At 69.0% G+C, this 17,565-nt stretch carries 19 protein-coding genes; 13 read left to right on the forward strand and 6 right to left on the reverse strand.

The annotated features are described in order from the left end of the window. Positions 1-15: 15 nt before the first annotated feature. On the forward strand, positions 16-810 hold the full coding sequence (locus AC1DBE_RS13745) for a sulfite exporter TauE/SafE family protein (protein WP_476879514.1): 795 nt from the start codon (positions 16-18) through the stop codon (positions 808-810). Between the two features lie 84 nt (positions 811-894). Then, entirely contained in the window at positions 895-2,301 is a 1,407-nt protein-coding gene (locus AC1DBE_RS13750) for a pyridoxal phosphate-dependent decarboxylase family protein (protein WP_476970878.1), read from the forward strand. On the opposite strand, the gene AC1DBE_RS13755 is transcribed toward AC1DBE_RS13750, so the two are convergent. From AC1DBE_RS13755 to AC1DBE_RS13765, 3 genes are all read right to left on the reverse strand, one after another. Continuing rightward, positions 2,298-3,365 (reverse strand): aminoglycoside phosphotransferase family protein, encoded by a 1,068-nt coding sequence (locus AC1DBE_RS13755; protein WP_476903791.1) that lies wholly within the window; start codon positions 3,363-3,365, stop codon positions 2,298-2,300. The two genes, AC1DBE_RS13750 and AC1DBE_RS13755, sit on opposite strands and share 4 nt — an antisense overlap. A 20-nt stretch (positions 3,366-3,385) precedes the next feature. Continuing rightward, positions 3,386-4,117, reverse strand: coding sequence for a VIT1/CCC1 transporter family protein (locus tag AC1DBE_RS13760; protein WP_476879517.1), 732 nt, complete (start codon positions 4,115-4,117; stop codon positions 3,386-3,388). Between the two features lie 154 nt (positions 4,118-4,271). After that, a complete protein-coding gene (locus AC1DBE_RS13765) occupies positions 4,272-5,408 on the reverse strand; it encodes a DUF4439 domain-containing protein (RefSeq protein WP_476970879.1) in 1,137 nt (378 codons plus the stop codon). An 88-nt stretch (positions 5,409-5,496) separates the two neighbouring features. On the opposite strand from AC1DBE_RS13765, the gene AC1DBE_RS13770 reads away from it, so the two are divergent. From AC1DBE_RS13770 to trxA, 6 genes are all read left to right on the forward strand, one after another. After that, positions 5,497-6,111, forward strand: coding sequence for a ribosome maturation factor RimP (locus AC1DBE_RS13770; protein WP_476970880.1), 615 nt, complete (start codon positions 5,497-5,499; stop codon positions 6,109-6,111). Then, the gene (nusA, locus tag AC1DBE_RS13775; RefSeq protein WP_476903792.1) at positions 6,111-7,091 is read left to right on the forward strand and encodes a transcription termination factor NusA; all 981 of its coding nucleotides are present in this window, start codon (positions 6,111-6,113) and stop codon (positions 7,089-7,091) included. Before AC1DBE_RS13770 ends, nusA begins: the two co-directional genes overlap by 1 nt. Positions 7,092-7,296: 205 nt before the next feature. Next, complete coding sequence (locus AC1DBE_RS13780; RefSeq protein WP_476880634.1) at positions 7,297-7,638, forward strand: YlxR family protein; 342 nt, start codon at positions 7,297-7,299, stop codon at positions 7,636-7,638. Positions 7,639-7,790: 152 nt separating this feature from the next. Continuing rightward, a complete protein-coding gene (infB, locus tag AC1DBE_RS13785; RefSeq protein WP_476903793.1) occupies positions 7,791-10,655 on the forward strand; it encodes a translation initiation factor IF-2 in 2,865 nt (954 codons plus the stop codon). Between the two features lie 240 nt (positions 10,656-10,895). Continuing rightward, complete coding sequence (gene rbfA, locus AC1DBE_RS13790) at positions 10,896-11,405, forward strand: 30S ribosome-binding factor RbfA (RefSeq protein WP_476880628.1); 510 nt, start codon at positions 10,896-10,898, stop codon at positions 11,403-11,405. A gap of 152 nt (positions 11,406-11,557) precedes the next feature. Then, positions 11,558-12,001 carry a thioredoxin gene (gene trxA, locus AC1DBE_RS13795; protein WP_476970881.1) on the forward strand — a complete coding sequence of 148 codons (444 nt, stop codon included), beginning with the start codon at positions 11,558-11,560 and terminating at the stop codon, positions 11,999-12,001. Here trxA and AC1DBE_RS13800 read toward each other — a convergent pair. Together AC1DBE_RS13800 and AC1DBE_RS13805 are read right to left on the reverse strand one after the other, a co-directional pair. Beyond that, positions 11,978-12,175 (reverse strand): hypothetical protein, encoded by a 198-nt coding sequence (locus AC1DBE_RS13800; protein ID WP_476880630.1) that lies wholly within the window; start codon positions 12,173-12,175, stop codon positions 11,978-11,980. The two genes, trxA and AC1DBE_RS13800, sit on opposite strands and share 24 nt — an antisense overlap. Positions 12,176-12,268: 93 nt before the next feature. After that, complete coding sequence (locus AC1DBE_RS13805; protein ID WP_476903794.1) at positions 12,269-13,432, reverse strand: pyridoxal phosphate-dependent aminotransferase; 1,164 nt, start codon at positions 13,430-13,432, stop codon at positions 12,269-12,271. Between the two features lie 67 nt (positions 13,433-13,499). Between AC1DBE_RS13805 and truB the strand changes: the two genes are divergently transcribed. The 4 genes from truB to AC1DBE_RS13825 all read left to right on the forward strand — a co-directional run bounded on the left by truB (position 13,500) and on the right by AC1DBE_RS13825 (position 16,083). Further along, the gene (gene truB, locus AC1DBE_RS13810; RefSeq protein ID WP_476880690.1) at positions 13,500-14,420 is read left to right on the forward strand and encodes a tRNA pseudouridine(55) synthase TruB; all 921 of its coding nucleotides are present in this window, start codon (positions 13,500-13,502) and stop codon (positions 14,418-14,420) included. A gap of 2 nt (positions 14,421-14,422) precedes the next feature. Further along, positions 14,423-14,776, forward strand: coding sequence for a hypothetical protein (locus tag AC1DBE_RS13815; protein WP_476970882.1), 354 nt, complete (start codon positions 14,423-14,425; stop codon positions 14,774-14,776). A gap of 22 nt (positions 14,777-14,798) precedes the next feature. Then, positions 14,799-15,362, forward strand: coding sequence for a hypothetical protein (locus AC1DBE_RS13820; protein WP_476903795.1), 564 nt, complete (start codon positions 14,799-14,801; stop codon positions 15,360-15,362). 289 nt (positions 15,363-15,651) lie between these two features. Beyond that, entirely contained in the window at positions 15,652-16,083 is a 432-nt protein-coding gene (locus tag AC1DBE_RS13825; protein WP_476879098.1) for a MarR family winged helix-turn-helix transcriptional regulator, read from the forward strand. A gap of 52 nt (positions 16,084-16,135) precedes the next feature. Here AC1DBE_RS13825 and AC1DBE_RS13830 read toward each other — a convergent pair whose 3' ends face one another. Then, the gene (locus tag AC1DBE_RS13830) at positions 16,136-16,717 is read right to left on the reverse strand and encodes an NUDIX domain-containing protein (protein WP_476970883.1); all 582 of its coding nucleotides are present in this window, start codon (positions 16,715-16,717) and stop codon (positions 16,136-16,138) included. A gap of 236 nt (positions 16,718-16,953) precedes the next feature. Between AC1DBE_RS13830 and AC1DBE_RS13835 the strand changes: the two genes are divergently transcribed. Then, positions 16,954-17,565, forward strand: a 612-nt coding sequence (locus tag AC1DBE_RS13835; RefSeq protein WP_476970884.1) for a DUF222 domain-containing protein, incomplete at its 3' end; no start/stop codon positions are given.

Genomic DNA, 17,565 nt, shown 5'->3' on the forward strand with positions numbered 1-17,565 from the left:
CCGGCGTTGCAGGGAATGGTCTCCGGACTTGAATCCATCCAGCTCGCCACGCTCATCCTGGTCATTGTGGCCGGCTTCGCGGCCGGCTGGGTTGACGCGGTGGTGGGCGGCGGCGGACTGATCCAGCTCCCGGTGATGCTGCTGGTGCCCGGGATCAGCCCGGTCCAGGCGCTGGCCACCAACAAGATGGGCTCCATCTTCGGCACCACCACCAGCACCATCACGTTCTACCGGCGCGTCCGGCCTGACCTGCGCACCGCCATACCCATGGCGGTGATTGCGCTGGCCGGGAGCTTCGGCGGGGCGGTGCTCGCGGCCAACCTGCCCGCCAGCGTGTTCAAACCGATCATTGTTGCCGCGCTGATCGCCGTCGCCCTCTTCACCGCGTTCCGGCCCAACGTGGGGGAGCTGACCCAACTGCGGCACAACGGCCACCGGCACTACGTGGTGGCCTGCCTGATCGGCGCCGTGATCGGGTTCTACGACGGCCTGATCGGACCCGGCACTGGATCCTTCCTGATCATCGCGCTGGTCTCCGCGATGGGCTACGCCTTCCTGGAGGCCAGTGCCAAGGCCAAGATCGTCAACATGGCCACCAACGCCGGCGCCCTGATGTTCTTCCTCCCGCACGGGTCGCTGCTGTGGGGCCTTGGCCTAGTGCTGGGGGCCGCCAACATGGCCGGCGGCTACCTTGGCGCCCGGACGGCGGTCAGCCGGGGCAGCAAATTCATCCGGATTGTGTTCCTTGTGGTGGTCGGCGCGCTGATCATCAAGCTCGGCTCCGACGTCTGGCACGACGCCTTCGCCTGACCCTGTCAGCCCCGTCAGCCCCGTCAGCCCTCAGCCCCCTGGGCTGCCCTCCCGGTTGCGTGCGGTCAGGCGTAGCATGCAGCTATGGCTGACGGCCAGGATCCCTACGACGACGCCTTGGAGGCGGCCGTGCGGTATGCCCGCGCCTGGCTGGCCAGCCAGTCGAGCCGCAGGGTGGCCCCCACGGCGACGGCGGCCGACCTGGCTGCCGGGTTTGGCGGCCCCTTGCCGGACACCGGAACCCCGGCCGCCGACGTCGTCGGGTTCCTCGCGGAGCGGGCGGAGCCGGGGCTGATGGCGATGCCGTCCGGCCGTTTCTTCGGCTGGGTGATCGGCGGCACCCTTCCGGCCGCCCTGGCCGCGGACTGGCTGGTCAGCGCCTGGGACCAGAATGCGGTGCTGCGCTATGCGGCGCCGGCCGTTTCGGCGATTGAGGAGGCCGCCGGGAACTGGATCGTCGGGCTGCTGGGCCTGCCCGCGGAGTCCGACGTCGGCTTCACCACCGGCGCCACCATGGCGAACTTCGCCGGCCTGGCCGCGGCCCGCTGGCGGTTGATGGACGACGCCGGCTGGGACCTTGAGCGCGACGGGCTGTTCGGCGCGCCCAGGATCCGCTGCCTTGTAGGCAGGGAACGGCACGACTCCGTGGACCTGGCCCTGCGGTACCTCGGGCTCGGCACCCCCACCCCGGTTCCGGCCGACCGGCAGGGCAGGATCATTCCGGCCGAACTGGAGCGGGAACTGGACCGGCAGGAGGGACCCGGCCCCGCGCTGGTCTGCCTGCAGGCCGGAAACCTGCACTCCGGAGCGTTCGACCCCTTCGCCGAGGCGGTCCGGGTGGCGAAAGACCACGGCGCCTGGGTCCACGTGGACGGGGCTTTTGGGTTGTGGGCCGCCGCCGTGCCCGAACTCGTGGACCTGACGGCCGGGATGGACCTTGCCGACTCCTGGGCCACCGATGCCCACAAGACGCTCAACGTGCCCTACGACTGCGGGATCGTTGTGGTCCGCGACCGGACGGCACTGCGCTCCGCCATGGGGGTGCACACCAGCTACCTGATCCGGGCCGGGGACGGGGCAGGGGATCCGCTCGAGACCGTCCCCGAACTTTCCCGCCGGGCCCGCGGCGTTCCGGTCTGGGCGGCGCTGAAGTCACTGGGCCGCGCAGGGGTGGCCGGCCAGGTCAGGACCCTGGTGCAGCGCGCCGGGGAACTGGCGCGGCGCCTAGCGGCGGTTGACGGGGTGGAGGTCCTGAACGACGTCGACTACACACAGGTTTCGCTGGCCTTCGGCGACGACTCCACCACCCGCGCCGTGACAGCCCGGATCATCGCCGACGGGCGGGTCTGGATGTCCGGCTCGCACTGGCAGGACCGGGACATCCTGCGGATCTCGGTCAGCAACTGGAGCACCGGCGACGGCGACGTGGAGACCGCCGTCGACGCTGTCCGCGACGCACTGGCGGCCGTCCGGGAACAGCCGACCAGTTAGCCCGGCAGGCTGACGGCGTCGCCCGGCTCGGGTAGCTCTTGCGGGACCGGCAGGCCCTCAAGGGTCTTCCCGGTGAGCGTGCTCGCCACCCAGAGGGAGCGGGACAGATCGCCGCCGTGGCCGCGTTTGGCCGCGTACCACAGGGCATTGTCCACCTCCCGGGCTACGGCCCACTGCCGCGCCGTTTCGCCGTCGAGGCCACCGGCTGCGCTGAATTCGGCGCAGCGAGCCAGCAGCGCGGGTCCGGCGCCTGCACGGGGGAGTTCGGCCAGCCGGTTCCAGAGCAGCGGGGCCACGGCGAACTCCGCCTCCCCGATCATGGGCTGCGGGTCGATTGCGGTGAAGCCGCAGGCTCCGGTCTCCCCGCCGGCGGCATCCACAGCCACGGACCGCTCAGGCGAACCGGGCCGGGCAAGGATGTTCAGGAAGTGCAGATCGGTGTGGACCAGCACGTCCGTGCCGGACCGCCGGCCCACCGCGCCCCGGGTCTGGCAGACCTCCAGGGCGGCTTCCAGCAGCCAGCGCGGGAAGGGCCGGCCCAGCCGTTCCCAGGTTTCCGGAAATTCATCGCTCCATTGCTCGGCCCGGGCCGCCACATGGGCGAACTCCCGCCATTCGGGCCGGCTATCCGGGACAAGGCCCAGCTGGCGCATCAGGCCGCCCCAGACCCCGGCGGCGGCGTCCAGGGGTACATCCTGCAGCGAGCGGGCCGCGTCGAGCCGTTCCAGCAGGAGCGCGCCCGCGTCCGGGTCATCCGCGAGGACCCGGACAGCGCCGCGCCCGGCCCACAGTGCGAGGGCATGGCGTTCCAGCAGGGCTTCCTCGTGCGGGTAGGCGATCTTCAGGGCAGCGGCAACGCCGTCCGAGCGCCGGACCGGGACGACGATTGCGCCGTGGCCGTTCCACGGAAGGGCATCCGGGGGCAGGTCGGCTGCGAGCTGCCACTGATCCAGGCACTGGCTCAGCAGAGCGGGGAGCGACGCCAGCCAGGCGCGTCCCTCGCAGCTCGAGCCGTAGCGGCGGCTGAGGTCCGGCGGAATCGGAACGGCGGCTGGACTGGTCATTGCCCCAGCGTAGTGGCCGGTCAGGCCGCGATGCCGCTGGCCCCGAGCCAGTTGCCGATCAGGAACGTCGCCACCAGCGCCGCAGCGCCGCCGATGACCACCCGGACGGCGGCCTTCATTTTCGACCCGCCCCCGATCCATGCACCGAGGGCTCCGGTCGCCGCGAGGGCAATAAGGACGGCCACGAATGTCAGGGGGACGCGGATGTTTTCGGGAGGCAGCAGGATGGCCAGCATGGGCAGGATCGCGCCGATCAGGAAGGCGATGGCGGAGGCGAAGGCCGCGTGCCAGGGGCTGACGATGTCCGTTTCATCGATGTGCAGTTCGGCGGACAGGTGGGCGCCCAGGGCATCGTGCGCGGTGAGTTCGGTGGCCACCGTGCGGGCGGTCTCCGGGCTGAGCCCCTTAGCCTGATAGATGGCGGCCAGCTCGGCCAGTTCTTCCTCGGGCTGTTCGGCCAGTTCGCGGCGCTCCTTTTCGATCAGCGCCTCCTGGCTGTCCTTTTGGCTGCTGACCGATACGTACTCGCCCAGCGCCATCGAGATGGCTCCGCCGACCACGCCTGCGGCGCCGGCGATGAGGATGGGACCCGAATCCGTGGTGACACCAGCGACGCCGACGACGATCGCGGCGACCGAGACGATGCCGTCATTCGCGCCCAGGACACCTGCGCGAAGCCAGTTGAGGCGGTGCGCAATGTCGTTGTGGTGGGGCTCGTTGTCATGAAGGGCTGCTGCGCCGCTGAGTTCCATGGGTACAGCAAATCATCGGCGGCCCGGGCTGGCCAGTATTGGAAGGCTAAGCAAGGTAAGCCGGACCTTGCCTCCGCCGGCCAGCGATCGGCCCGGCGATCGACCCGCGATCGGTGACGGATCGGCGAGGGATCAGCCCCGAAGCGGCCGGGTGTCAGCCGGCCGGCAGGGTGGGGAACGATCCCGGATCAGCGGCCAGCCCGGGGATAGCATCCGTTGTGGCGCCCCAGGCCGCGGCCCGCCGCGCCGCGTCGAGCAGCCCGGCGATGGCCCAGGTCCGGGTCGTCCCGTCGCTGAAGGCCACCAGATCGCCGTACGCGGGGAGCGCCGCCGTTTCCAGCGCGGCCAGCCCGGGGCCGGGGGAGGCGAGGAACGCCGGATCCAGGGCGTAGCCGGGCTCCCGGGGCGGTATCGGGGCGCAATGGGCGCGGCTCCAGGACTCGGCCCCCGAAATCAGGGCCTCGTGCCGCGCCAGGTAACCGGCCGCCGTCGTCGCCGCGGCGCCGTCAAGGCGGGTCAACGCCACCTGGTAGTCGTACACGGTTTCCAGCTCGGTGCGGATCAGCGCCGCGAGGGCGCCGGACAGGTCGGCGCTGCCGGCAGGGGCCCCGTCGTTTCCGCTGGCAGCGGCCGACGGCGATGCCGAGTCTGCGGGGCAGGAGGCGGCCGGTGCCGGTGCCGCGGCCTCCGGGGCCGCACCGGCCGGTGCCGGATCCGGGATGCCGGCAGCGGCGGCGAGCGACGTGGCCTGCAGCAGCTGGCCCGTCCCGACGGCGGCCAGCAGCCTGGCCATTCCGCCGTCGGCGGTCGCCGCGTCCGCGAGCCGTCGCTGACCGCTGCGGGCCAGCTCCGCAGCCAGCCGGGGCACGGTGGCGGGTGCCGGTGCTTGGGTCGCCGTGGAAGCGGACGGGGATCCCGTAGCCACCGCGGCGGTCTCCGGTCCGGAGCCCAGGAGGGCACGGGCCTGCGTTGTCAGCAAACTCACAGTGCGGGTGATGGAGGGCAGGACTGTCGCGGAAGCGGCGGGGCGGCCCTGCCCGGACGAGGGAGCATTGAGTTGTTGGCCGACGGTCCGCAAGTGCTGGGCGTCGGCAAGGGCGGCGGCGCGGGCACGCTCGGAAAAGGACACTTCCGGCGGTTTGGGCGGATTCCCGGGGCGAAACACCAGGCCCAGGCTCACCACCACCAGGGCGAGGCAGACCAGGACGGCAACCCTGGGCAGGTGCCGGGGCACCCTGACCCGCCGAAGTTTTTCCCTGCTGTCCTCATTCACAACAGACCATGTTGTCATGCCGGCAGGAAACTGAAGTGCACCATGGCCCCGGGAATATCGCTAGGCTAGTAGACACAACATCATCTAGCGGGAGGCGGGCGGCATCATGACCAACGCAGAAGCCACGACTTCGACAGACCGGACCGGGACGGGGAAGGCTGACGCCGCCCCCGCGCACAATCTGGAAGCCGAGCGCCTCTACGCGCTCCTGGAGCCCGCAGTCCTGGCGAACCGGCTGTACCTGGAAGACGTTTCCATCCATGTCGCCGGCGCCAACCGGGTGGTCCACGTGGTGGTGGACCTTCCGCAGGAAGAGACCGGCGGCGTCAGCCTGGACGTCATCGCAGAGATCTCCAAGACCCTCTCGGACACCCTGGACAACGATCCCGGCTCCGACTCGCGCCCCTACGACCTCGAGGTGTCCTCACCCGGCGTCGGGCGGCCGCTGACCGAGGAACGGCACTGGCACCGCGCCCGGGGCCGGCTTGTGACCGTGAACGTCATCCAGGACGACAACGTCACCGGCCGTATCCAGGCGGTGGACGACGGTGGGGTGACCCTGGTTCCCGAACTGGCCGTCAAAAAGGGGATGAAGCCCAAACAGGGCGAGCCCATCAAACTTCCTTTCGACAGGATCCGCAGTGGAAAAGTCGAGATAGAGTTCAGCCACCTCGAAGAGGCCGGTCTGGAGAACGACAATGGACCTTCCGAGGAGGCCTAATGGATATTGACATGAGCGCACTGAGACTCCTGGAGCGTGAGCGTGAAATCCCGCTGGACCTCCTGATTCCGACCATCGAGCAGGCCCTGCTGGTGGCCTATCACAAGACGCCGGGGGCCTTCGAGAAGGCCCGCGCCGAGCTTGACCGGAAGAGCGGCCACGTGACCATCTGGGCCACCGAGATCGACGACGACGGCGCACCCATCGGCGAGTTCGAGGACACCCCGGCCGGCTTCGGCCGCATCGCAGCGAGCACCGCGCGCCAGATCATCCTGCAGCGTCTCCGCGACGCCGAGGACGACAACGTGCTGGGCCAGTTCAAGGGCCGCGAAGGCGAACTCGTAGCCGGCACCATCCAGCAGGGCAACAACCCGCACATGATCCAGGTCAACCTCGGTACGGTGGAGGCGCTCCTGCCCCCGCCCGAACAGGTTCCCGGTGAGAAGTACACCCACGGCAACCGGCTCCGCGCGTTCGTGATCGACGTGCACCGCGGCACCAAGGGCCCGTCCATCACGCTCTCCCGCTCCCACCCCGGCCTCGTCCGGAAGCTGTTCGAGCTGGAGGTCCCGGAAATCGCGGACCGCTCGGTCGAGATTGTGGCACTGGCCCGCGAGGCCGGGCACCGCACCAAAATCGCCGTGAAGGCGAACACGCCCGGCATCAACGCCAAGGGTGCGTGCATTGGCGAAATGGGTTCGCGCGTGCGTGCGGTGATGAACGAACTGAACGATGAAAAGATCGACATTGTCGACTTCAGCGACGATCCCGCCGCGTTCATCGCCAGTGCCCTCTCGCCGTCGCGCGTGAATTCGGTCACCATCACGGACGAGGCCACCCGGTCCGCCCGCGTTGTGGTGCCGGACTACCAGCTTTCCCTCGCCATCGGCAAGGAAGGCCAGAACGCGCGCCTGGCGGCCAAGCTCACGGGCTGGCGGATCGACATCGTCTCCGACGCCGCGGAGAACCGCGACAAGTAGACCGCACCCGGGGTCCATCCACGGACTCCGGGGCCCAGCGTCCGCCGGCCGCCGAACGCCCTCCGTTTCGGGCGTCCGGGGCCGAAGGGGCTAGAATAGACATGACCGCGCCTCACGGCCGGTATCTGTGTGCCTCCGGCACGGCCGGTTTCTGACCGGAAGTACGGAGGACGGTAATGGCGTGGCTGGCAGGAAGATACTCGTAGTGGCAGAAGTGCAACACCTCGGGAATCAGCCGCAGCGCACGTGCATCGGATGCCGGAAGAAGGGGCTGCGGTCGGAGCTGCTCCGGCTCGTTGCCGACGCCGGCGGATCATCCGCCGTCGTAGTGGATGAACGACGCCGGATGGCTGGCAGGGGAGCATGGCTGCACCCCAGCGAAAAGTGCCTGGCACTGGCGGTCAAACGTCGAGCGTTCGGACGCGCCCTCAACGGCGCTGCCGGAACCGCCGACGTCGAACGCCGGATCATGGCAGGCACGCAAGCAGTGGACACCCCGGTGGCCGCAGCAACAACCGTCCAACCTGAAAGCGGGTCAGAAAACTGATGGAAACCCGATGAGTTCCCGGCCATGAGTGCGCAACGATGACAACTTTGTTGCGCTCTGCAATGGGCCTTCCAGCTGCACTCGCGGCGGAGGCCCGCAGTAAGAAGTAGACGGTTCGTGCCTGGCTCGGTGCGGACCGAGACAGGAGAAATGTGGCCAAGGTCCGCGTACATGAGCTTGCTAAAGAGCTCGGTATTACTTCCAAAGATGCAGTAACCAAACTGCAGGAACTGGGCGAATTCGTTCGCTCCGCCTCTTCCACCATTGAGGCCCCCGTGGTGCGGAAGCTCCGCAACGCCTACCCTGACGCGCCTGCAGCTTCGAAGTCCGAAGCGCCCGCGTCTGCCCCCAAGGCCAGCCCGGCCGCGACACGTCCGGCGCCCGCGCCGGCCCCCGCCGCCCCGAAGGCTGCCGAATCCAAGACTGAAGCTCCGGCTGCACCGGCTGCCCCGGCACCGGCTGAAGCGCCTGCAGCGGCCCCGGCCGCTCCTGCCGCCGACGCCGCTGCTGCTCCGGCCGCTGGCGCCAAGCCGGGCGCACGCCCGGCCCCGAAGGCTGAAACCCCGGCTGCCCCGGCACGCCAGGGCGGTTCGGCTCCCCGTCCGGGCGGACCCCGTCCCGGTAACAACCCGTTCGCCACGTCCCAGGGCATGCCCCGCGGCCGCGGTGGCGACAACGAACGCGGCGCACGTCCGGGTAACAACCCGTTCGCGCCGTCCCAGGGCATGCCGCGTCCGGGCGGAAGCCGCACCGAAGGCGACCGCCCCGGCGGCCCCCGTCCCGCAGCAGGCGCAGGTGGCCCCCGTCCGGGCGCTCCGCGTCCCGCCGGTGCTGCCGGTGCACGTCCGGGCGCACCGCGTCCGGCCGGCGCTCCCGGCGCCCGTCCCGGAGCCGGCGGAAACCGTCCGACTCCCGGCATGATGCCTAACCGCACCGAACGACCGGCACCCGCAGGTGCAGGCCGTCCCGGTGGCGGCCGCGGCCCGGGCCGTCCGGGTGCTCCCGGCACCGGTGGACCCGGCGCAGGCGGCGGCGCTCCGGCCGGCGGTGGCTTCGGCAAGGGTGGCCGCGGTCGCGGTGGTACCCAGGGTGCCTTCGGTAAGGGCGGCGCAGGCCGTGGCAAGCAGCGCAAGTCGAAGCGTGCCAAGCGCCAGGAACTGGAGCAGATGAGTGCTCCGTCGCTGGGTGGCGTGAGCGTACCCCGCGGCGACGGCAACACCGTTGTCCGGCTCCGCCGCGGCTCGTCCATCACGGACTTCGCCGACAAGATCGAGGCAAACCCCGCCGCACTGGTGACGGTCCTCTTCCACCTCGGTGAAATGGCCACGGCCACGCAGTCGCTGGACGAGGAAACCTTCGCGCTGCTCGGCGAGGAGCTTGGCTACAAGCTGCAGGTTGTCTCGCCGGAAGACGAAGAGCGCGAGCTGCTCTCCGGCTTCGACATCGACTTCGAAGCCGAGCTGGAAGCCGAAGGCGACGACGACCTCGAGGCACGTCCTCCGGTAGTCACCGTCATGGGCCACGTCGACCACGGTAAGACCCGACTGCTCGATGCCATCCGCAAGTCCGACGTTATGGCGGGCGAGCACGGCGGCATTACGCAGCACATCGGTGCGTACCAGGTCACCCACAACCACGAGGGCACAGATCGCAAGATCACCTTCATCGATACCCCGGGCCACGAGGCGTTCACCGCCATGCGTGCCCGTGGTGCGAAGGTCACCGACATCGCCATCCTCGTGGTTGCAGCGGACGACGGCGTTATGCCCCAGACCGTTGAAGCCCTCAACCACGCGCAGGCGGCCAACGTGCCGATCGTTGTGGCTGTGAACAAGATCGACAAGGAAGGCGCCAACCCGGACAAGGTCCGCGGCCAGCTGACCGAGTACGGCCTGGTTCCGGAAGAGTACGGTGGCGACACCATGTTCGTTGAGGTCTCTGCCCGCCAGAACCTCAACATCGACGAGCTGCTCGAGGCCGTCCTGCTCACCGCGGACGCTGCCCTGGACATGCGCGCCAACCCGAACAAGGATGCCCGCGGTATCGCGATCGAAGCCAACCTGGACAAGGGCCGCGGTTCCGTGGCCACCGTCCTGGTGCAGTCCGGTACGTTGCACGTCGGCGACACGATTGTGGCAGGCACGGCCCACGGCCGCGTCCGCGCCATGTTCGACGACGACGGCAGTGCACTTACCGAGGCCGGCCCGTCCCGCCCCGTGCAGGTGCTGGGTCTGTCCAACGTCCCGCGCGCCGGTGACACCTTCTTCGTGACCGCTGACGAGCGCACCGCCCGCCAGATCGCCGAGAAGCGTGAAGCCGCCGACCGCAACGCCGCCCTGGCCAAGCGCCGCAAGCGCATCAGCCTGGAAGACTTCGACCAGGCCGTCGCCGACGGCAAGATCGACACCCTCAACCTCATCCTCAAGGGTGACGTGTCCGGTGCCGTCGAAGCCCTCGAGGACGCGCTGCTCAAGATCGACGTTGGCGAGGGTGTCCAGCTCCGCGTTATCCACCGCGGTGTCGGTGCGATCACGCAGAACGACGTCAACCTGGCAACGGTCGACTCCGCCGTTATCATCGGCTTCAACGTCAAGCCCGCCGAGCGTGTTGCCGAACTGGCAGACCGCGAAGGCGTGGACATGCGCTTCTACTCCGTCATCTACGCAGCAATTGATGACATCGAAGCAGCCCTCAAGGGCATGCTCAAGCCGGAGTACGAAGAGGTCCAGCTTGGCACCGCCGAGGTCCGCGAAGTGTTCCGTTCCTCCAAGTTCGGCAACATTGCAGGCTCGATCGTCCGCTCGGGTGTTATCCGGCGCAACGCCAAGGCCCGCATCAGCCGCGACGGCAAGATCATCGGCGACAACCTCACCGTTGAGACGCTCAAGCGCTTCAAGGACGACGCCACCGAGGTCCGCACGGACTTCGAGTGTGGTATCGGTCTTGGCTCGTACAACGACATCAACGAAGGTGACATCATCGAGACCTTCGAGATGCGCGAGAAGCCGCGCGTCTAAGGTGTGGCTTCACGGGTGGGGCCGTCGGAATTTTCCGGCGGCCCCGCCCCTTCGCTGGGCGGMAATGGATCTGCGATCCATTGCCGCCCAGCTTCGGTAGGCCCGATGCCACTCCCGGGCCGCCGGAGAAATTCCAACGGTGGTCCGTCGTTGACTCACCATAGTGCGTGGCAGAAAACTGAAACGAGCGACCCCGCCCCATCGGCGCCGTCGTACATCCAAAATTTTTTAGGAGTGGAAATGGCTGATCCCGCACGGGCTGCCAAGTTGGCGCAGCGGATTAAGGTTGTTGTTGCCGAGGCGCTGGGGCGCCGGGTGAAGGATCCCCGGCTTGAGGGCGTGACCGTCACCGACGCACGTGTGACCAACGACCTGCAGCACGCCACGGTCTACTACACCGTCTTCGGCGACGAGGTTGCCCAGTCGGACGCCGCGAAGGGCCTGGAGAAGGCCAAGGGGGTGCTGCGCCAGGAAGTGGGCCGCAACATCACCGTGCGGCTGACGCCGACGCTGGAATTCGTCGCCGACCAGATCCCGGTTGTGGCCTCCAACCTCGAAGAGCTCCTGCGGGCCGCCAAGAAGCGCGACGCCGAGGTAGCTGCCCTCGCGGCCGGTGCCAAGCACGCCGGCGACGCCGACCCGTACAAGAGCGACGTCCCCGAGGACATTGAACTCGACGAAGACGACTTCGATGAGGAAGATACCGACCTCACCGTTGACCGCGACGTCGACGAGGACAGCAACAAGTAGTCCCCACCCGCCATCACCAGCACTGGCCGGACCCGGCAACGGGGCCGGCCAGTGCCGTCTGGGCCCGGAGGACTTTGGACCCTAGGCCCCGGCCTGGCCGGAGTGTCCCGTGGAACCATGACTGCGGGCGAACCCGCGGGCGGCGGCCGGCCGTGACGACGGCCCTGACCAAGTGCCCGGCGTGCGGCACCACCAACCGTGTCCCGGCTACCGGGTCCGGCCGTCCGCGCTGCGGCAAATGCCACGCGGACCTGCCCTGGATCGTTGAGGCCGGCGACGGCGACTTTGCCGCGGTCGCCGAGCACTCCCCGGTGCCTGCCCTGGTCGATTTCTGGGCCGCCTGGTGCGGCCCGTGCCGGATGGTCAGCCCCGTGCTGGACAAACTGGCCCGGGAACGCGCCGGACGGGTCAAACTGGTGAAGGTCGACGTCGACACCTCGCCGGACCTGTCCCGGCGCTTCGACGTCCAGGCCATCCCAACGATGCTGGTGGTGTCAGGCGGGAAAGTGGTGGCCCGCCAAACCGGGGCGCCGCCGGCAGCCGCACTGGCTACCTGGCTCGATACCGCACTGTCAGCGCCGCCGTCGGGCGCCTAAACCGCCTAACAACGGTGAGCCCATGCCCAGCAGGAAGCCGAAGTCATACCAGTTGCCGGCCCGTCCCGTGTTGTAGAAGGGGAACTCGCGCCAGGCGCCGAACACGTGCGCAATCAGGATGATCCAGGCCGTGATCCCGTTCCAGATACCCCACAACAAGTCCTGCCACCACATGAGGTCCTCCTCCCGGGCCGCCGCGCACCCGCCCTGAATCCGCCCGCACCCGCGTCCGGTCAGGCTACTGCCTGGCCCGGCCGCGCGGTAGGACTAGAGGGCCCCTCCGCGGGCGGGAAGCCTGCCGACGCCCTCCACAAGCTCCGCCTGGCCCCCGCACAGGGCAATCCGGATCCAGCCCTCGCCGATCGACCCGAACGCGGTACCCGGGGCGAAGGACACTCCGGCGTCCGCGAGGAAGCGCCGCACCCAGGACCGGACGTCGCCGCCGCTGACGTGCGAGACGTCCGCCCAGAGGTAAAAGGCGCCCTGGGCCGTGAGGAAGGGAATGCCCTTGGATTCCAGCACTGCTGAGGCGGCGTCCCGGTTCGCGCGGTAGTGCGCGTGGGCGTGGCTGACGTAGTCCTGCGGTCCGGTCAGGGCCGCGAGGGCAGCGTACTGCGAGGGTGATGCCACGCAGGAGACGATCGCCTCCATCACGTTGTTCATCTGCTGTTCGAGCCCGGGCGGGCAGACCAGCGCGCCGATCCGCAAGCCCGTCAGGCCGTAGGTTTTGGACAGGGTCAGGGAGGTGAACACCCGGGCCTCGCCGGGAACGTCGCTGTCGAACCGCGCCGGGCTGACATGCGGGACGTCGTAGGTGAAGGCCTCGTAACACTCGTCCGAAATGATCCAGAGGTCGTGCCGGACGGCCAGCTCCACCAGGCTGCGGGTGAGGTCGGCGCCCAGGACCGCACCAAGCGGGTTGGACGGGGAGTTGAGCACCAGGACCTTGGTGCGCGGCGTGATCAGGGCCTCGATGTCTTCAACCCGGGGCTGGAACGCGTGGTCCGGGTACAGCGGGTACTCCACGGGGACGGCGTGCAACAGCCGGCTCGTCATCGCGAACGTGGGATAGCCCGGGTTGGGGATCAGGATCTCGTCGCCGGGAGAGAGCAGCAGGGTCATCGCGAAATGCAGGCCCTGCTGGGCGCCGTCGACCACGTACACGCGGTCCGCGCCCACCGGCGTCGCATTGTGTTCCCGGAACCTCGCCGCGAACGCTTCTCTGAGCGCGGGAATGCCGGCGTTGGGCGTGTAGTTGGTCTCGTCCCGGTCCAGGCACGCCATCCCGGCGGCGAGGATGTGGCGGGGGAGGGCGAAACCCGGCTCGCCGATGCTGAGCACAATCGCGCCGGGCGTGTGCCAGGCGGCCTCGGTAATCTCGCGGATCTGGTTGACGGGTACGTCGCGGACGTGGGCTGCAAGCTCGGGCATGTCTGCCATCCTAGCCGCGGACGGAGTCCGGACCGGGGGCATCTTCGGCGCGGATATACTGGGAGGCGTGCTTTCTGGACTGGTGATAGTGGACAAGCCGCAAGGCTGGACCAGCCACGATGTGGTTGGACGGATGCGGCGGATCGCCGGTACCCGAAAGGTGGGCCACGCCGGGACCCTTGATCCGATGGCCACGGGGGTGCTGGTGCTCGGGATCAACAAGGCGACCCGCCTCCTGACCTACATCGTGGGAACCTCCAAGACGTACACCGCCACCATCCGTCTGGGTGAGTCGACCATTACTGACGACGCCGAGGGCGAGGTCACTGCCACGGCCAGCGCCGCCGCCGTGACCGAGGACGCCGTCCGCGCCGGGATCGCAGAGCTGACGGGGGAAATCCAGCAGGTCCCCAGCAGTGTCAGCGCCATCAAGGTCAACGGCGAGCGTGCCTATGCCCGGGTCCGCTCCGGTGAAGAGGTCAAACTCGCCGCGCGTCCCGTGACCATCCACCGCTTCGAGCTCCATGAGCTCCGCCGGGCCAACGACGGCGAGGCCCTGGACCTCGATGTCACCGTGGAGTGTTCATCCGGGACGTACATCCGTGCCCTCTCTCGGGACCTCGGCGGCGCCCTGGGCGTCGGCGGCCACCTCACCGCGCTGCGCCGGACACAGGTGGGGCCCTACACGCTGGACCAGGCGCGCACCCTCGAAGAGCTCGCCGAGGAACTGAACGTGCTGGAGATGTCGCAGGCCGCCCGGGCGCTGATGCCCAACCGCGACCTCACCGCTGAAGAGACCACGGAGCTGTCCTTCGGGCGGCGGATCTCCGCCGGTGCTGCCGCAGGGACACCGGGGGCCGCGACGCCGGAACAGCCTGCCGCTGCCTTCGCGCCCGACGGTTCCCTCGTGGCCCTCCTGGCCGACGCCGGCAGCTACGCCAAACCCGTGCTGGTTTTCGCGCCGGACAACGAGAAGCCGGCGGGCTGAGCGTGGACGCGTACTTGTACATCATCCTGGTGGTCGGTTTGCTCTCCACCCTGCTGTGCCTGGGCGCCGGCATCATGAAGAAGGCCCCGAACGATGCCACCATCCTGTCGGTGGCCGCCGTTGAACTGTCCCTGCTGGTGTACCTGGTTGGTTCGATTGTCCGGGTCGCCTCGGGGGAGCGGATCGCCGGTGAGCCCTGGGAATTCTGGGGATATCTGGTCACCGCGCTGATGCTTCCCGTCGGTGCGGTGTACTGGTCCATCCTGGAACGCACCCGGTGGAGCAATTTTGTGCTGGCGGCTGTCGGCGTCACCGCGCTGGTGATGGCGGCCCGAATGAACCAGATCTGGTACTGACGTGGAAGAGGCAAAGAAGAACATGGCAGCTCCCCAACAAGGCACTGGCGACTCCGGAACTACGGCGGCGGCCGCAGGCGGCACGGAGGCTACGGCCCCGGCGTCGACTCCGGCGTCGACTCCGGCGTCGGACGCTCCCGCCGGCGGCACAGATGCTACGGCCGGCGGCACAGCCGCGGCGGCGAAGGACACGCGCAATACCGGCCCCGGCCGGCTGCTGATCGCGGTCTATGCGGTGTTCGCCCTCTCGGCCACGGCGCGGGCCGGGTACCAGATCCTGACGAAGTTCTCCGAAGCGCCGCTGGCGTACCTGCTGTCGGCGTTTGCCGCCGTCGTCTACATCGTGGCGACTGTCTCGCTCGCGAAAGCCGGACGTACCTGGTTCAAGGTCTCCGTGACGGCAGTGCTGGTGGAGCTGGTCGGCGTCCTTGTGGTCGGCGCACTCAGCCTGTTCGACTCGGTGAACTTCCCCCATGAAACGGTCTGGTCCTTGTTCGGCCGGGGCTACGGATTCATTCCGCTGCTGCTGCCCATCCTCGGTCTGAGCTGGCTGTACCGCCGGCGGCCCGCGCCGCGACGGCCCTAGACGCAGGCAGCAGCACAATCCTTCCGACCCGGGACGGGTCCTTGCCGCGATGACGGCCGTGCACGGATTAGTAAGCAAACTTGCCAAAGTCATAGTAAGCATGCTTATTGTAGTGTGGGAGCAACGCCGCGGATAGCGGCGCACCCAGGTGGGTCCAGCGGAGCCAGGGAGGCATCATGAGGATTATGAACGCCGTTCCCCGAGCAGGATGGGAATCCGGTCAGGCCGGTACACGCCGCGATACGCCATGTGCGGCGCGCAGCATTCTTAGCCGACTGGGGCGCCGCGGATGAGCGCCGAATCGGAGCTAAAAAAATGGCGGACGGACCAGTTGCTGTCCATGGCCGCGCGGCTGGTCGAACGCCGCAAGGACCAGGCATTGGCGGCGTTGGGTTTGACCCATGCCGCAGTCATCGCCCTCCAGGGCCTCGCCGGAGGGCCACTCAATCAGGAGCAACTGGCGCGCCGGATCGCGGTGCAAAGCCAGTCCCTGGGCAAGGTTTTGCTGCGGCTTGAAGAGTCGGGCCTGGTCAGCCGGACCAAGGACCAGCGCGACCGCCGACAGTTCTCGGTGGCGCTGACGGCCTCCGGCAGCACCGCACTGGCGACGGCGCATCAGATCGAGCGCGACGCCCTCCCCGAAGACATCGAAGGCTGGACCACGCTGCAGCACGATCTGGTGAGGATCCTGGCGGCCTTCGAGGTTCCTGGCCGGTCCTAGAGCCGGGCGGTACTAGGCCCGGGAACCGTGGACTAAGCCGGGAAGCCGGTGACTAGGACCGGGAACCGGGCAACGGGGTGGCCGTCGCGTCGGGTTCCTGAAGGCCGCGGCGCAACGCCGGCCAAGCGGCCGCAAACCCCGGGTGCAGCTCCTTCTGGCTCACAGCGTCGAGCGTGACCCACTGCAGTTCGATACTCTCGGGGTCGCTGATCTCCGCTTCGAAGGGCTCGATCACCTGCGCGGCCACGGTCGTGTAGGACCAATATCCGACGTCGAACACCGAGGTAAAAAGTACGCGGACCGAACCGGGCGGAACGGCGGCCTCCTCGTGGGCCTCCCGGAGCGCGCCGTTGACGGCGTCCTCACCCTGATGCAATGCCCCGCCGGGGAGCCCCCACGTTCCGCCTTGGTCGCTCCACGTGGCGCGGTGCTGCAGGAGCACACCCTTCGCCGCGTCGTGAACCAGCAACCCGGCAGAACCGAACCGGCCCCAGAAGCGGCCATGTTCGCCTTCCACCCAGGCGTCGCCGGGGTCGCGCGGCCCCAGCGGCCGGCGCGGCCCAAAGAAAGGGCCGGGAGCCTGCCCGTCAGGGGACGACGATCCGGAGGAGTGCGGTGCGGCAGGGTCAGTCATGCTGCCAGTCTGCCATTTCTGCGGGCGGCACGCGCCGGGACGGGCCTGCCCGCGTAGCTTGAGCTCATAATCCCGGTGGTGGCTAATTTGTCGTACCCCCTTGGGAGACTTGGTTTATGGGAAGCGGTGCAGCTCTCGCGTTTCGTCCGGCTGGTGGGCCGGACGGTGATCTGCGCGGTGCGCAGCCGGGCTGTGAGCTTGCGGGCGCTGCGGTGTTGGGTGGTGTGCTGGCGGGCTTGCGGGGGTTGAGTGCGACGGCGGTCGCGGACGCGGCGTTGTTCGGGGTCCGTGAGGCCGCGGAGTTCGCGGCCCGCGTCGAGGAGATCTCCCGGACCGTGGAGTACCTGCAGCTGGTCGGCGCGGCCGCGGTCGAACGCACCCGCACCGAAGCCGCTGCCACCAATGACCCGGTCCTGGATGACGGGTACCGGCTCCCCGGGGATTTCCTCCGCGCCCGCCTGCATATCAGCGCCACCGAAGCCCACCGCCGGCTGACCCTCGCCGGGGACGTGCTGCCCCGCTCCGGGATCACCGGCCAGGCCCTGGCACCCCGGCACGAGGAACTCGGCGCCGCCCTCGCCGCCGGAACCCTCGGTTCCCGGTCCGCCACGATCATCAGCCAGGCCCTGGACCGGGTCCGGCCCGTCACCGACTCCGGGACCAGCACCCGGATGGAACACGCCCTGACCGCCACCGCCGCCGAGTACGACCCGGACTTCCTCACCCGCATCGCCCGCCGCTGGATCGACGCCCTCGACCAGGACGGCACCGAACCCTCCGAAGAAGTCCTCCGCCAACTCCAGGGCGCCTTCATCCGCCGCCCCCGCCACGGCCTCCACCACATCGAA

Source organism: Arthrobacter sp. 10T416 (assembly GCF_056394165.1).

Excerpts from the sequence above, each read along its gene's own strand:
- AC1DBE_RS13745 (WP_476879514.1), top strand. The coding sequence starts at position 16 with ATGGTCTCCGGACTTGAATCCATCCAGCTCGCCACGCTCATCCTGGTC.
- AC1DBE_RS13750 (WP_476970878.1), top strand. The coding sequence starts at position 895 with ATGGCTGACGGCCAGGATCCCTACGACGACGCCTTGGAGGCGGCCGTG.
- AC1DBE_RS13755 (WP_476903791.1), bottom strand. The coding sequence starts at position 3,365 with ATGACCAGTCCAGCCGCCGTTCCGATTCCGCCGGACCTCAGCCGCCGC.
- AC1DBE_RS13760 (WP_476879517.1), bottom strand. The coding sequence starts at position 4,117 with ATGGAACTCAGCGGCGCAGCAGCCCTTCATGACAACGAGCCCCACCAC.
- AC1DBE_RS13765 (WP_476970879.1), bottom strand. The coding sequence starts at position 5,408 with ATGACAACATGGTCTGTTGTGAATGAGGACAGCAGGGAAAAACTTCGG.
- AC1DBE_RS13770 (WP_476970880.1), top strand. The coding sequence starts at position 5,497 with ATGACCAACGCAGAAGCCACGACTTCGACAGACCGGACCGGGACGGGG.
- nusA (WP_476903792.1), top strand. The coding sequence starts at position 6,111 with ATGGATATTGACATGAGCGCACTGAGACTCCTGGAGCGTGAGCGTGAA.
- rbfA (WP_476880628.1), top strand. The coding sequence starts at position 10,896 with ATGGCTGATCCCGCACGGGCTGCCAAGTTGGCGCAGCGGATTAAGGTT.
- AC1DBE_RS13800 (WP_476880630.1), bottom strand. The coding sequence starts at position 12,175 with ATGTGGTGGCAGGACTTGTTGTGGGGTATCTGGAACGGGATCACGGCC.
- AC1DBE_RS13805 (WP_476903794.1), bottom strand. The coding sequence starts at position 13,432 with ATGCCCGAGCTTGCAGCCCACGTCCGCGACGTACCCGTCAACCAGATC.
- AC1DBE_RS13820 (WP_476903795.1), top strand. The coding sequence starts at position 14,799 with ATGGCAGCTCCCCAACAAGGCACTGGCGACTCCGGAACTACGGCGGCG.
- AC1DBE_RS13825 (WP_476879098.1), top strand. The coding sequence starts at position 15,652 with ATGAGCGCCGAATCGGAGCTAAAAAAATGGCGGACGGACCAGTTGCTG.
- AC1DBE_RS13830 (WP_476970883.1), bottom strand. The coding sequence starts at position 16,717 with ATGACTGACCCTGCCGCACCGCACTCCTCCGGATCGTCGTCCCCTGAC.